Raw genomic sequence first — 14753 nt, forward strand, 5'->3', positions numbered from 1 at the left:
CTACTCCCGGACCTTCGAGACGATCGTGAACATCACCGTCCCAAAGAGAGTGACCGCGAAAGACCAGGAATAAAGCGTTAGAAAAAACGGCTGCATCAGCATGACCACGCCTGCGGCAATGATCGCCGTCGCGATGGCCTCCAGCGGACCGCGCCGCAACATTCTGGTCGTCAGGCTGACGTTCGGCGTTGACGTGTTCACATCAAGGTTCATTTGCGAACGGCCCCAAAGGTAATCCCGCGCAGAAGATGCTTGCGAAGCAGCACCGTGAACACGACGATCGGCACAAGAAAGATCGTCGTGCCGGCGGCTACGGCCGGCCAATCCTGGCCGCCTTCGCCAATGATGATCGGAATGAATGGGGGCGCGGTCTGAGCGTTGCCAGAGGTCAGAAGCACAGCAAAGGCGTATTCGTTCCACGCAAAAATAAGGCAGAAAATCGCCGTCGCCGCGATCCCCGTCGTCGCCTGCGGTAGAACCACCTTCACGAACGCCTGAAAGCGCGTATAGCCATCGATCATTGCCGCTTCTTCGTATTCACGCGGGATTTCGTCGATGAAGCCCTTGAGTAGCCAGACGGCGAGCGAGACGTTCACCGAAGTGTAGAGCAGGATCATCCCGAGACGGGTATCCGATAGCCCGACGGTCCGGTACATCAGGTAGATCGGGATCGCGACCGCGATTGGCGGCATCATTCTGGTCGACAGAATGAAGAACAGGAGGTCGTCCTTGAGAGGCACGCGGAAGCGCGAAAAACCATAAGCCGAAAGCGTACCGAGCGCGACGGCAAGCACCGTCGAGCCAAAGGCGATGATCAGCGAGTTGATGAAGCGCGGCACGTAGTTCGACGGCCCGGCGACAACCATGTTGCGGCTGCGCGCGATGTTGTCACAAAGCCCCTGCGGCGGCCCCAGCGTCTGGATAAACTCCTGAGTCTGACGCGAGCGTGTTGTGAAGACATTGCAATAGCCTTCAAGGGAGGGCTTGAAGAGGACCTTCGGCGGATAGGAGATCGCATCGTCAGGCGACTTGAACGAGGTGAGCACGATCCATATCAGCGGAACCATCGTTATGATGGCATAGAGTATGACGAGCAGGCCGGCAAAGCGGCGAGTGCCGGTCGACGGTTCGACGACTGAGTGGGCTGCATTTGAGGCGCTCATCTGCTTTTCACCCGGTTCAGCGCCTTGACGTAGATGTTGGCAAGGCCAAACACTGTCACGAACAGAATGATCGCGAAGGCCGAGGAATAGCCGGTTCGCCAACTCTCAAAGGCTGCGCGCTTCAGTGTGATCGAAGCGACTTCCGTGGTCGAGCCCGGCCCTCCTCCGGTCAGGAGGTTGACCATGTCAAACATCTTGAAATTCTCGATCCCGCGAAAGAGCACCGCGAGCATGATGAACGGCAGAGCCATCGGCAGCGTGATCGACCAGAACTGCCGCCAATTCGACGCGCGATCGACCTCCGCCGCCTCATAGATGTAATCCGGGATCGAACGCAGCCCGGCCAGGCAAATCAGCATCACGTAGGGCGTCCACATCCAGGCGTCGACGATGACGATGGCCCACGGGCTGAGGGTCACGTCTCCCAGCATCTGGAACGACGAAGCGCCGCGCCCCGTGAAGAAGGCGACCACGTAGTTGAACAGCCCGATCTGCGGCTGATAGAGGAAGGTCCAGAAATTGCCGACAACCGCTGGTGAGAGCATCATCGGCAACAGAATGATCGTGGTCCACAGGCCATGGCCACGGAATTTCTTGTCGATCAGGAACGCGAGGCCGAATCCGAGCACAGTCTCGATCAGCACGGTCCAAACCACGAAATGCGCCGTGACCTGCATTGCCGCCCAGATATCCGGATCGGTCAGGATCGACTGGTACCAATCGGTCCCCAGCCATAGCGTCGGCGCGTTCGGCCGATTGGCGCGGTAGTTGGTAAATGACAGGTAGATCGTCCATACCAGCGGGAAGATATTGATCGCCAGCAGCAGCACGATCGTCGGTGTGATGAAGAGCCATGCGAGCGCCTGGTCCGAAAGGCCGCGGATACGACGTATCACGCCTGGTCGGATCGGGACGGCCCGGTAGGTGATCTGCGACGAAGTGCTCAAATCGTTCATGGCCCTGGTCAATCCTGGCGTCGCGATTGTCGACTATGCGACGCCTGCGGGTTCTACCGAAGAGAGCCTGGAGCGCGCTCGGCGTGCGCTCCAGGCGTTTGCCCTAGAACTTCTTGCCTTCTTCCTTGAAGATCGCCTTCCAGTCCTTTACCAGGCCATCGAGCGCTTCCTGCGCGGTGCCCTTGTCCGCCACCACGTAGTCATGCACGCGCTTCTGTTCGGCTTGCAGGAGTTGGGCATAGGAAGGCTCGGCCCAGAAGTCGACGACCATTCCCATCGACTTCAAAAACTCGCCGGCAAACGGCGCGCTGTTCGGGAAGCCCGGATCGTTCAACACTGACTTGGCGCAGGAATAGCCGCCCAGCGCCCACCACTTCTTCTGCACATCTCCACCGGAGAACCATTTGATATATTGCAGCGCCTCGGCCTGGTTCTTGGAATAAGAAACGACCGAGATGCCCTGCCCGCCGAGCTGCGTCGCCCGGGTCGCGGGGCCGGCGGGATTGCTGAAGAAGCCGATCTTGTCCCCACCGACGTTCGGATCTTTGTAGAGGCCCGGGAAGAAGGCGAAGAAGTTCATCTGAAGCGCGACTTGCCCCGACTTGAACGCATCAAGCCCTTCGGACATGTAGGAGTTGGATGCGCCGGGGGGCGTACAGCACTTGTAGAGCTCCTTGTAGGCCTCGAGCCCCTTCACGGCGCCAGGCGAGTTGACGAACCCGTCCATTGAATACGGCTTCTTCGGATCCTGATACTGGAAGCCGTAATCATAGAGGTAGTTCGACACGCCCATGGTGATGCCTTCCGAGCCCCGCTCGGTATAGATCGAAGCGCCATAGACCTTCTTGCCGTCGATCTCGCGGCCCTGGAAGAATTTTGCGATGTCGCGCAGTTCATCGAGCGTCTTCGGCACGGCGAGATCGCGGCCGTACTTGGCCTTGAAATCCGCCTGGATCTCAGGCCGCGCAAACCAGTCTTTGCGATAGGTCCAGCCCACCGCGTCACCCATGGCGGGCAGCGCCCAATAGTTCGGGCTGTTCTTCGGCCACTCGGAATAGCCGACCACTGTCGCCGGCATGTAGTCGTCCATGCTGATTCCTTCCTTTGTGAAGAAATCGTTGAGCTTGACGTACTGACCGTTCTCGGCGGCGCCCCCGATCCATTGCGAATCCCCGATGATGAGATCGCACAGCGAGCCATGCGAATTGAGCTCGTTCAGGAAGCGGTCGGCATAGTTGGTCCACGGCACGAACTCGAACTTCATGCCGACGCCGGTCTTGGCGGTGAAATCCTTCGACAGTTCGACCAGGGCGTTGGCAGGATCCCACGCGGCCCAGCACAGCGTGATGGTCTTGGCCTGCGCATGCGCAGGAGTAGTCCCCACTCCGACACCGAGCGCGGATGCGAGAACTCCGAACGTAGTAAGAAGCGCCTTTACTGTCTGTTTCATAACGCTTTCCCTCCCAGTGGGGCCGGCCATCGACATGGCGCGACTCTCCAACCCGCTCGAATGCTTCGAGCAGAGCGATACAGTCCTTCACGGGCTGAACGACTAAACGGACGTTTCCTCGCGCCTGCCTGGATTCTTAGGGATTCAGCCAAGCTCGATTTGTTTAGTGAAACACTATATACTAAACATTGCAAGCACGCTCTTAAGTCGCTCGGTCATGGTGCCCCTCGCGAAATTGAGGCAGCAACCATGCGCTCAACCGGTACTGGCTATGCGATCTGCGCCACCTTAAGTTACGTCAGGGACTTTGCGTTCGCGCACGGCTGCCTCGACCTGATCTGCAAGAACCGCGAGATGGCTGGCTCTAGAGACGAATACGCATTGTCGCTATGGACGGCGATGCCGTCTGGCTTCGTGCCTGCCTAACTATCTTCTTTCTGAAGAAGAGAATGCARACGTTGAGCGAGTTCGGMCACGCCAAAGGGCTTGTGAATAATCGGGAACTCGTCTGTCGCCCCRTGACGCGCGAGCACGTCTCCYACGTAGCCCGACGTAAGTAATATCTTGATCCTGCTGTTCCGCCGCTTTGCTTCGCGAGCAAGCTCGACGCCATTGGGACCATTCGGCATGACGACATCGCTGAACAGAAGATCGAACCCCTGATCGCTGTCGAGAATTCGGATGGCTTCGGTACCGTTGTGAGCAAGGCGAATCCGATAGCCAAAGCTCGTCAGCATTGCAGACACGACTTCCAACAGATCTTCATTGTCCTCGACCAAAAGAATTCGCTCGGARCCTCCCGGCATAGCCCGGGTCTGTTCAGTTTCCACCTCGTCGCGAGCCTCCTGATTGGCTCTCGGCAGRTACAGYGAGATCGTGGTGCCGGCGTTAGGGGCACTTTCGACTGAAATATAGCCACCGGATTGCCGGACAAAGCCATACACCATGCTGAGACCGAGGCCAGTGCCCTTGCCAACTTCCTTGGTMGTGAAGAAGGGCTCGAAAATCCGGTCTCGCACCTCGGGAGACATCCCCTGCCCCGTATCCGAGACGGACAGCCTCACATATGATCCGGCCGGACATCCAGCGACGGCTTCCCSATCCAGAACGACGTTCCGCGCCTCGATCTCGAGCACTCCGCCGCCCGGCATCGCATCGCGGCCGTTCAGCGCTAGATTGAGAAGGGCAGTCTCCAGCAGGGATGGATCCACCTGACAGAGCCACAATCGCTCGTCGATCTTCAGCCTGACCTCGCATTCTGCGCCGACCGCCTGACGGACGAGCCCCTGGAAGTTGGAGATCAGCTCGTTGGCATTRATCAGTTTAGGGTTGAGCTTTTGCCGTCGAGAGAAAGCGAGGAGCTGTGCGGTGAGCTTCGCCCCCCGGTCGGCGGCACGCCGCGCAGTCGCGGCGAAGCGCCGGATCTTGCCGTCATTTGCCGCGCGCTCGATGAGATCAAGGTTTCCCGAAACGACGGCAAGCAGGTTGTTGAAGTCATGGGCAACACCGCCCGTGAGCTGTCCGACGGACTCCATCTTCTGGCTCTGATGAAGCTGCTCYTCGATGCGCTGGCGCGCCTCCACRGCATGCTTTTGCTCGGTGACGTCTCGAAAGAAGAYCGCGATCCCTTCGCCAGAAGGAAACGCGTTGATCGCATACCATGYGGCACGACGAGGACAGTGCGCTTCGAACGAAACCGGACGGCGGTCCGACATGACTTCCCGAAGCTGCTCGACGATTCCCGTATCGSSGGCATCCAGAAGCGACGCCTGCAGGTGCATTCCAATSAGATCACGCCCCTGAGCGATCTGAGACCAGGCCCTCTGGTTGAAGAAGCTGATCCGCCAATCGTGRTCGACGATCACGACGCTGTCGGTTGTGCTTTCGAAGAGCATCGTAAGCCGGGCCGCGGCGTCCTCGGCCTTCTCTTTTGCATCGGACAATTCCTGCTCGCGGCGATCCAGCGCATCRGCCATGGTGTTGAAGGCGCCGGCTACGCCYGCGATTTCAGAACTGCCGCGGATGTTCACMCGGCGAGCATAGTCGCCGAGGCGCCATCGGTTCGCGGCGTCAACTAATAGTCCGAGCGGCCGATGGATGAATTGCCGGGCKCCGAGCAGCGTCAGGCCCAGCACCATCATGGCGCTGAGGGCGATGAGGAAGATGTCGTGTCGGGTCCGGCTCTGGATCTCGGCAAAGGCGTTCGCCTTGTCGAGGCCGAAGCTGACGCGAAGTCCCCCAGAATCGGGCCCGAGAGCCGAGAAACCCACGATCCTCTCGACGCCGTCGACATCAACCAGGTCGGCTGCGAGACCGTCGCCATACTGCCTCTCATCACCAGCGCGAACCAATTTCTTACCGACAAATCGGTCATTGTCCGGATAGCGKGCAAGGTAGGTGCCGTTGCGATCGGTGATGGCCAGCGCGTCTCCCGCCGGAACACCCGCGCGCGCGATGTAGTCCGCTAACCAGTCCAGGCCGAGAGGCGCAATGATGACGCCCCCTGGCTGACCATCATCTCCGTAGAAAGGCAGCGCAAACTGAATGARTTTCCGATCGACGGACAGACCGATCGAGAATTGTCCCACCGTAAACGCRCCCGTCTTCCCACGCRTCCGCAAAGTAGGGACGCCCGGAGACATTCACCGGCTTGCGATCYGTGTTTGTATCGCAGAAGGGCTGGCCACTCAGATCGGTMGCGACGAAAGTGAGGAAAGCCGGAAACCGGGACCTCATCCCTGCCATCGCCGCATTGCACCCCTTGCTATCTTTCGCCTTTATCGCAGGGAGTTCGGACAGCGCAATCAGGACCTGCCGAATGCCCTGAACGATCTGTTGCTGCTGTTCGGCGGCGAGCTTAGCGAGACCGAGCGCCTGATTCTGTACGTCCACTTGGCGCGCGCGCCGAAGGTTAACTTCGTTGTACGCCTGAATCGAGATAGCGGGCAATAACGCGACTGCGCCAACAGGCGCGACAAGATGGTCATTCTCTGCCGTATTCAAATCGTCCCGGAGTTTGCTGTGCATTTCGATTGCCAATCGCCATACGCTTATAGGCGTTCATCACTCCAATCACGATCGTGAGAACCACAAGTTACCGCTCGTTGAACATGCGCGACCGCGTAAGCTTCATCCGGCACCTGCTTTCAAAGACGCATATTGCCGCTTCGGCCCCGCAATCCGCCCTACTCGCGAGCGCCGTGCCATCGCGCGGTGGTACAGCCAGAATCAGCAATCTTGGTACTGTTTTAAGAGCGCGCATCGCGCATCTATCGGTCATGACCAACGGCAGATGCAACTTCGACCCGTGGCACGACGGTTCTAAAGCGGTGGGCGTGATCACGTCAGCCGTCTTTGCTCGGCCAGGGCGCGGTAGTTCTCAGGAGAACACGAATGACTCTAGGTACGGGATGGCGCAGCCTGGCGAATCTACTCAAAGCTGAGGCGCGCTTATTCAGCCCGAAAGCAGCGGAAAATCTCGCATCGTTCTTCGATTGCATAGGCGAACTGGAAGCGCGCGAAGGCCACCCGCTCATCTTGGATGCTGGTCCTGGAACGGATTTCCCTACCCTTTATCGCGCCCGGGTCTTTCAATCTGACGACAAGCTAAAAGCAGCCCTCACCAGGCCAGACATCCACCTCGGCTCACCGCAAGTGCCCTCAGCGGCGGCCGGTCGCATGAATGCGCGCGGTATCTCGGCTTTCTACGGTGCAAACAATCAGAAAGTGGCTGTCGCCGAGGTGCGGCCACCTGTTGGTAGTCGGATCGCGGTGGCTCAATTCGAGATCATCAGAACGCTTCGACTGCTCGACGTGACCACCCTCGGTGACGTCCGCATCACTGAAGGCCTTGCTGATTGCGGGCTGGCTGGGAGGATGGAGGGTGCTGTTTTTCTGAGGTTGCTAAGGTCACGTCTCACGCGGCCGGCAATGCCCGATGACGATGGGTCTGAGTATCTTGCAACGGAAGCCATGGTCCATTTTCTTGCGACAGAGGTCTCGGCGCCTATTGATGGCATCATCTTTCCATCAGTACAGGCGGTCGGAGACGCTTTTAATATCGTCCTTTTTCAAGGGGCGGCCCGTGTTGAGCCCGTGAACGTGCCAGAGAGGGCAGAGATCAGCGCGAGCACGGGCCGTTGGGCAGAGGATGGCTGGGTGGACGACTACGAGGTGCTTGAGAAAGTTCCGTCAACTCAGGGGGACGTTGATAACAACGAGCAAGAGCCGACATGCCCCGCCGTTGCAACCGCGAAAGCTGCGCCGGCTGCCCCTCGCGATGCTGATTGGCGCGACTATAGTCTACGCATCATGCCCGAAAGCGTGCGGGTGCATCGCGTAAGGAGCGTGGAATTCGCCACGGACAAATTCGCGGTGAAACGACACCGTCAGGAAAAGCACGGCAGCATCGATATTTAGGCGGATCGAGGCAATCGTAGAACACACGTGTTCCAATGTACGAGGGCTCGGTGTGCCTGGATCGCTAAACTCACTGCTCTGGTTGACACTCGGCGCTTTCGCGATCGGAACCGAAGGCTTCATGATTGCCGGACTGTTGCAACGCTTGGCGCGAGACCTGGATGTCACCCTGCCCGCCACCGGCCACCTGGTCACCGCCTTCTCCCTCGCTTACGCCATAGGCGCCCCCACGATAGCCATGCTGACCGCCGGACTGGAACGGCGGCGCTTGCTCGCCATCGCCATGGCAGGATTCAGCATTGCGAATCTGCTCGCCGCATTGGCACCGAGCTACGCCGAGCTGCTCATAGCTCGGTTGCTGCTGGCCCTGTCTGCCGCCAGCTTCATGCCGGCCGCCGGCGGATATGCAGCCGCACTGGGTGGACCGGAGCGGCGGGGTCGGGCTTTGTCAATGGTCACCAACGGGCTGACCTTGGCAATCATCGCCGGCGTGCCGCTCGGAGTGCTGGTCGGAGAAAGCTTCGGCTGGCGCGCGACCTTTCTCAGCGTCGGAGGGCTCGCGACACTCTCGCCGCTCGGGATCCTCGTGGGAATGCCGTGTCAGCCGCCCGTTTCCACTGCGGGTCTCGGAGAGCGTTGGGCACTAGCCAAGCGCCCCGACATGATGGCGATCCTGGCGACCAGCGTGCTGACGGTCTCTGCAACCTTCACGCTTTATACGTATCTGGGCGTCTTCCTCGCAGATGTCGCCGGGATCAGACCTCAGGGCCTGGCTCTCGTGTTATTCGGCTTCGGAGTCGCCAGCGCGGCCGGTACCCGGCTCGGTGGCACCGCGGCGGACCACTGGGGTGCGGACCATGCCGTGATCGTGGGCGGTGGCCTAACCGTCTTGGCTTATCTTGTCCTCTTGCTGGGCGCGGCGCTCGAGCCTGCGCGAGCCATGCTCGCTATGTTACCAGCCATTCTGCTCTGGGGCTTGGCCAGCTGGGGCCTGATGACGGCACAGCAGGCGCGGCTGGTCGCGCTAAGCCCAGCTCTGGCCGCGGTCAGTCTGTCGCTGAACTCGTCGGCCATTTATCTAGGCAGCGCTACAGGCGCGGCCATTTGGCGCGCTGGTCATCGCCCATGGCGGAGTGGATCGGCTCGGCTGGGTGGCGGCGGCGTTCGGCGTGGCCGCACTGCTGTCGGTGCTGGCTAGCGGCCGCGCCTCCCCACCCCGAGGTTGAGACGTTGGATATCGGCTGGAGCGGCGTCTTCTGGCCTTTATTAGACACGCTGCGCTCCAAACGGTCGACCTCTGACCCTGGCTGTCTGAAAACACCGCGCTTGATCGTATTCAAACAGGCGCCCTTGTCCTCAAGCAACCATCCACCCCAATATCACACACCGGGTTTGATTGATCTCGGATCCGTGCAATCCATGCTCGGACGTACGAAGGCTCACCCTGCTTTTAAACTATAGAGTTGAATGGGCTCTTTGTAGCCTCGAAGCCGATGCTTGCCTTCACTCGTGAAAGCTTTGGCGAGGTCGAAGCTACCCTCCGCAAGAAGACATCGTATAAAATCGCCTGTGACGAGCACCGTCGCATCAAGAACCCGGCAGTAAGCTTCGACACGGCTCGCGATGTTCACAGCGTCGCCGACCACCGTGAATTCAAGCCGTTTGTCGGTGCCAACATCGCCCTGTACAACCTCGCCGCAGTGGATACCGACGGCAACGCGAATGGCCATATCGGGGTTGTCAGCATGTTGTTCATTCCAACGGCCAAGACGCTCATGGATCTGCAATGCACAGAGCGCTGCGTTTGTTGCATCTTGCTTGCTGGAAATCGGCGGCCCGAACACGGCCATGAGACCGTCCCCGAGGAACTTATCTATCGAGCCCTCGCATATAAAGACGGCCTCGCTGAGCAAGCCTAGCAAATCGCGCAGCAGCTTAATGACTTCGTCAGGCGCCTTGCCAGATGCATGTGCTGCAAATCCCACGATGTCGGCGAATAGCACCGCTGCTTTCTGGCGCCGCGCGACAGAAAGGGGCACGTCGATCTGAACAAGCTGTTCAACAATTTTTGGGGAGAAGAAACGCGCTAGGTTTGTGCGCTCTCGTTTGACTTCCGCAAGGCGCTCGTTTGCCGAACGATTCCTGATCACCAAGACTACCGTGATCGTGATCGATACGTAGCTTATTAAAGATCTCAACGGCGCTGTGCCAGCTACCGTGAATCCGTGTGTAAGCACATAGCTAAGCGCGGTCAACGCCGCGCACCAAATCCCGGTCAAAATGATGCCACGGCATTGAAGATCGTATGCGCTGATCAAAATGACAGCTACGTACAGAGAGGCCACAGCAAATTGAAGAGACGACAGCGTGTCCATGAGGAAGATGCAAGCTGCCAGCACAATGGCTGGACCGAGGGAGTGTGGGCGCGCCGAATAGAACATCTGTGCAGCCTACTAGCTCGTTTCCGAGTGAGTTGAAAACTCCCCCGATCAAATCGTTCATGAGACTCAATGCCGTACATCAACGTTGCCTAGGTCGGAGTGTCAATGTTGACGGACTTCGTCCGGGATGTGCGCCATCGTGCAATCACTCGACAATCAAGACAGGTTCGAGAGCCACAGCCCGGGATAAATTGTAGAAATTGGGCGAGGTCGCCATCACCGCCTCGTGAACCTCAGCGAATTGCTCTTCTGTACCACGGCCTTTGATCCGGACGGTATAGCTGAGGGTCTCGTAGCCGGGCGGCACGGCAGGATCGATCCCGAGGAAGCCACGAAGATCGATGTCGCCATCGGTCTCGATCGACAAGCTTTCGAGGGTGATTCCACGCACCGCGCACTGCGCCACGTATCCGACGGTCATGCAGGCGTTGAGCGCCGCGATCAGATGCTCCTGCGGATTGGCGAAATTGTTCGATCCGCCGAGTTCGCGGGGCTCGTCGATGTCGATCGAGAACCGGCGTGACACCTGCTCTCCGCCGACCTCATAACTCTCAACTTCTGCGCGGCTCCGCGTCTGGCCCTGCCAGGTCGTGATGACATGCCAGTTCGTCTTGCCTTTGGCCGGTTCGCGCTTGACGTCGTCGATCAGCGCAAAGAGATCGTCGAGATTGATGCCGTTGACGATGGTGGGGTCGGCAGGCTTCGTTGGTGCACTCACATGGGACTCCTTTGCTTGGGATTAGGTTAGACTTCGCATTTGGACTTTTGCAGCGTCGCGAGCGCCTGTGGATGCGCTGACCTGCTGCTCGACCCGCCGTCCCGGTCAGTCTGCTACCGCGTGCAGCGCTACCGATTGATATGCAGGGAAGTCCGTGTACCCCACCTCGCCGCGTCGGGTGTAATAAGTCGATCGTTCCGCTACGGCCAACTGCCAGCCGTGTTTGAGGCGCTCGACCAGGTCCGGGTTTGCGATATACGGCCTGCCGAAGGCGATCAGGTCGACTAATCCGGTGTCGAGCGAAGCCTGGGCGCGCTCGCGGTCATTGAAGCCGCCGCACCAGATGAAGGTGCCACGAAATGCCGCCCTAGCCTTGGCAAGCAGAGCGTGGTCGAGGTACCGAGGCTTGAACTCCGCCATCTCCATGTTTGCGTCGGGCATCAGCTCGTAGAGCAGATGGATGTATGCCACGCCGCGGCGCCCCAGTTGCTCGGCAAGGTACAGAAACGTTTCCTCGACAAGAGGGTCAGTCGGCATGGAGCCGTACTTACCGAACGGAGACAGGCGAACGCCAACGCGCCCCGGACCGAATTCAGCCACCACCGCATCGACGACTTCCAACAGGAGGCGCGTACGATCTTCCATTCTGCGCGCGCCGTAGCGGTCGGTGCGCGTATTGAGCACCGAGCTCATGAACTGCTCGAACAGATAGCCGTTGGCCGCATGCAGTTCGACACCATCGAATCCGACCTTCCGCGCATTGGCGGCGGCTTTGGCGAAGGTGCCCACCATGGCCAACACCTCCTCCGTGCTGAGAGGCCTCGGTGTTTCCGTAGGCATATAACCCAATCGGCCGTCCGACCGGTGAGCAAACACCGAAGAGCCGTCGGCCCGCTGCTCGGTTGCGCCCACCGGAGCCTGACCGTTCGGCAGAATCGAGGAATGCGCCATCCTGCCGACGTGCCACAACTGCAGGAAGATCGTGCCGCAATGACGGTGAACCTCATCGGTCACCAGACGCCAGCCCTGCATTTGAGCTTCCGAGTGGATGCCGGGTGTCCTCGCGTAACCATGGCCAGACTGATCCACATCGGCGGCCTCGGTAATGATCAGGCCGGCACTGGCCCGCTGGCCGTAATAGGTCGCCATCAGCGCATTCGGGAGGTCACCGTCGGTCGGGAGGTCGCCCTCGGACGTTCGCGTGCGGGTCATGGGCGGCATGACGATGCGGTTCCTCAGCGGAACAGTGCCGCCGAGCAGTTGAGATTCGAACAAGTCGGTCATAGATCATCCTTCGAGCAGGTTTCTGCCGAAGGTTATTCTTCGGTGGTCATTTCCATCTACACACCCTTTGGTCAGTGGCGGATGAAGATCATCAAGAGACTACCGGGCTTACCGGTGGAGCGCGCGCTAGGCGTCTTTTCGGGACGCTGGAAGGCGGTGATCCTCGATGTGCTGCTGGATGGTCCGCAACGCACCTGCGAGCTCGAGATGCGCATTGTCGGCATCTCGCAGAAGGTGTTGTTAGAGCAACTGCGGGCGCTCGAAGTACATGGAATGGTGAGCCGGCAGTCCAGCGCCGGGCATCGCCAAGGGATCGAATACCTGCTCACCCCACTCGGCGAAAGCCTGCGGCCGGTGCTGGATTCCCTTCGCTCATGGGGCGCCCATCATGCCAAGGAGCTCGATGAGGTCGATCGGCTTGTGCCATGCGATGCTGTCGTTCGAGATCGTACGGCCTGACGCTTGATGGGTATCGCTGTCCGAGAGTTCAGGCGCATTCCTTAATACGTGAGACGAAGCCCCGCGCGGCAGCGCTTGACTGAAATAAAGAGCCCGCCAACTAAGGCGGCCTCTTCATTATTGCTGGTTCTTCGGAATCCTGTTTTGGCCGCTGTTGCGGGCCGTGCATTGTGCCGCGAGGCGAGCGACGCCGATTAGCTTGACGTGCCGGTCACGTCGATAACCAGGTTGGGCCGATGCCAATCAGTTGGCCCGCCATTCGCTCGGCGCTACGCCCGCCCAGCCCTGAAACGCATGCGTGAAGCCGCCCGGATCGGCATGGCCCAGTGCAACCCGGTTGCTCGTGCGAGCTATGCTCCTACCAGAACAGGGCGAGGTCCGTTCTGGGTCAAAAAGCGAAGAACTCAACGTAGGCAAATCTCGTCCGGGGCGCCCCACCAAGCTGACCATAGCGAGACGTGTCGCGACTTCGCTGATGGGCCAACATCAGAAGCCAACGGCACCCGGCCTCATTATGCCTGAGGACGCAGAAATCTACATCTTGTCGATGATCGACGAAACACCGTGTTCGGACGCGCGATCATTAGCAGCGGCGGCGACAATCGCAGGAATTACGTCGTCGGCACGATCAACGATAATGGGTTGAAGCAGGTGGTCTCTATGAAGGAAACCTGCGCTGCGTATGTGGTCCAGCATCGCCATCATAGGCGCCCAAAAGCCTTTGATATTCACCAAAACTATCGGCTTACGGTGTTTCCCAAGCTGGGCCCAAGTCATGATTTCCACGATTTCTTCGACGGTGCCGATACCACCCGGAAGTGCCACGAAGGCATCAGAACGCTCGAACATTCTCTGCTTGCGCTCGTGCATGGTGTCTGTGATCGTCAAGTCTTCGAACATCTTGAGCGCATCAGTCGTCGTTTCCCAGTTTGTAAGAAATCTCGGAATGATCGCGCCGACCTTACCGCCGTTATTCAGTGTGCCGCGAGCTACCGCGCCCATCACACCATGGGTACCGCCGCCGTAGATCAGCGTTAATCCCGATGTAGCAAGAGCGCGTCCCAATCGTTCGCCTGCCTCAACGTAGGCAACATCGTGACCGGGCGAGGAACCGCAATAAACGCAGACTGCGTTGAACTTGCTCATGATGGGGATAGACCCGATGGACGGGCCTTGCGTCAAGCTCGTTCTTGCTCGCCAGAGTCCGCTTTGGGTCCAAGAGCTGACGATGGCCGACCAAGGGATGGCGGTCTCCTATCGCGCGATAAGCGGGCATGTAGCTTAGCCTTCAGTCCCATCTCCTCTATCGCTCAGACGTATAAAGGGAGTCCGTCTCGAGCGTCGTGATAGCAAATAACTTCGCGCGATCTCCTGGCAGAATTCCCGAGGCGGATGCTCGCCTAGTATGAAGCCCATAGCGACGACGTATCTCCGCTTTGGGTTTATGGTGCGCTCGGAGGGCGTTCGCGTTTGCTGTGATTTCAACGGGCTACAGCGGAGGACAACGAGTTTAGGTGCATTCGCGCCCAAAAGTGCCCTTTGGCACAGTTGCTGTAGAACAGCCCTGCCCTATGCGAGGTCAGGTTGGCTCACCGCTCATAACGGTCTGGTTGCAGGTTCGAGTCCTGCCGGACCCACCAAGATTATCAGTGACTTACTTCGTCTTCGTTGCTCGCATCGCCACGACCGCACGGCTGATCGTTGCACGGTGATGCCTATGCCCGAGTTGCAGAACGCATGTCAGGTGCAACGCGGCTGCAAATCTCACGAGCTCGAGCTCGTCAAATATCATTGACACGCGAAAGCGGCACGTCGCGCGATCACGGCACATCTAGATTTTAGAGTTCCGTCGCGGACTACGGG

At 59.2% G+C, this 14753-nt stretch carries 13 protein-coding genes; 4 read left to right on the forward strand and 9 right to left on the reverse strand.

Features of this window, described 5'->3' with window-relative positions:
- From AC1DW2_RS06565 to AC1DW2_RS06580, 4 genes are all read right to left on the reverse strand, one after another.
- Positions 1 to 213: a hypothetical protein gene (locus AC1DW2_RS06565; RefSeq protein WP_477005494.1), complete on the reverse strand. Its 213-nt coding sequence runs from the start codon at positions 211 to 213 to the stop codon at positions 1 to 3.
- Positions 210 to 1163, reverse strand: a complete 954-nt coding sequence (locus AC1DW2_RS06570) for a carbohydrate ABC transporter permease (RefSeq protein WP_028150087.1) — start codon at positions 1161 to 1163, stop codon at positions 210 to 212. Before AC1DW2_RS06570 ends, AC1DW2_RS06565 begins: the two co-directional genes overlap by 4 nt.
- Entirely contained in the window at positions 1160 to 2119 is a 960-nt protein-coding gene (locus AC1DW2_RS06575) for a carbohydrate ABC transporter permease (protein ID WP_014492573.1), read from the reverse strand. The genes AC1DW2_RS06570 and AC1DW2_RS06575 overlap by 4 nt, the downstream gene beginning before the upstream one ends.
- 103 nt (positions 2120 to 2222) lie before the next feature.
- On the reverse strand, positions 2223 to 3569 hold the full coding sequence (locus tag AC1DW2_RS06580; RefSeq protein ID WP_063981213.1) for an ABC transporter substrate-binding protein: 1347 nt from the start codon (positions 3567 to 3569) through the stop codon (positions 2223 to 2225).
- A gap of 249 nt (positions 3570 to 3818) precedes the next feature.
- On the opposite strand from AC1DW2_RS06580, the gene AC1DW2_RS06585 reads away from it, so the two are divergent.
- A complete protein-coding gene (locus tag AC1DW2_RS06585; RefSeq protein ID WP_477005495.1) occupies positions 3819 to 3995 on the forward strand; it encodes a hypothetical protein in 177 nt (58 codons plus the stop codon).
- On the opposite strand, the gene AC1DW2_RS06590 is transcribed toward AC1DW2_RS06585, so the two are convergent.
- Entirely contained in the window at positions 3992 to 6157 is a 2166-nt protein-coding gene (locus AC1DW2_RS06590; protein WP_477005496.1) for an ATP-binding protein, read from the reverse strand. The genes AC1DW2_RS06585 and AC1DW2_RS06590 overlap by 4 nt on opposite strands.
- Positions 6158 to 6962: 805 nt before the next feature.
- Between AC1DW2_RS06590 and AC1DW2_RS06595 the strand changes: the two genes are divergently transcribed.
- Together AC1DW2_RS06595 and AC1DW2_RS06600 are read left to right on the forward strand one after the other, a co-directional pair.
- Complete coding sequence (locus AC1DW2_RS06595) at positions 6963 to 7988, forward strand: RES family NAD+ phosphorylase (RefSeq protein WP_477005497.1); 1026 nt, start codon at positions 6963 to 6965, stop codon at positions 7986 to 7988.
- A gap of 121 nt (positions 7989 to 8109) precedes the next feature.
- Positions 8110 to 9186: an MFS transporter gene (locus AC1DW2_RS06600; protein ID WP_477005498.1), complete on the forward strand. Its 1077-nt coding sequence runs from the start codon at positions 8110 to 8112 to the stop codon at positions 9184 to 9186.
- A gap of 241 nt (positions 9187 to 9427) precedes the next feature.
- Here the strand turns inward: AC1DW2_RS06600 and AC1DW2_RS06605 are convergent, their stop codons facing one another.
- The 3 genes from AC1DW2_RS06605 to AC1DW2_RS06615 form a co-directional block, all read right to left on the reverse strand.
- Entirely contained in the window at positions 9428 to 10429 is a 1002-nt protein-coding gene (locus tag AC1DW2_RS06605) for an adenylate/guanylate cyclase domain-containing protein (protein WP_477005499.1), read from the reverse strand.
- 145 nt (positions 10430 to 10574) lie between these two features.
- Complete coding sequence (locus AC1DW2_RS06610) at positions 10575 to 11147, reverse strand: OsmC family protein (RefSeq protein ID WP_085400573.1); 573 nt, start codon at positions 11145 to 11147, stop codon at positions 10575 to 10577.
- A 105-nt stretch (positions 11148 to 11252) separates the two neighbouring features.
- Positions 11253 to 12431, reverse strand: coding sequence for an alkene reductase (locus tag AC1DW2_RS06615; protein WP_477005500.1), 1179 nt, complete (start codon positions 12429 to 12431; stop codon positions 11253 to 11255).
- Positions 12432 to 12473: 42 nt separating this feature from the next.
- Here AC1DW2_RS06615 and AC1DW2_RS06620 point away from each other — a divergent pair, with 42 nt between their 5' ends.
- Positions 12474 to 12890 carry a winged helix-turn-helix transcriptional regulator gene (locus AC1DW2_RS06620; protein ID WP_341850537.1) on the forward strand — a complete coding sequence of 139 codons (417 nt, stop codon included), beginning with the start codon at positions 12474 to 12476 and terminating at the stop codon, positions 12888 to 12890.
- Positions 12891 to 13424: 534 nt separating this feature from the next.
- Here AC1DW2_RS06620 and AC1DW2_RS06625 read toward each other — a convergent pair.
- The gene (locus AC1DW2_RS06625) at positions 13425 to 14036 is read right to left on the reverse strand and encodes an LOG family protein (RefSeq protein WP_477005501.1); all 612 of its coding nucleotides are present in this window, start codon (positions 14034 to 14036) and stop codon (positions 13425 to 13427) included.
- Positions 14037 to 14753 lie beyond the last annotated feature (717 nt).

Source organism: Bradyrhizobium sp. P3_C3 (assembly GCF_056402655.1).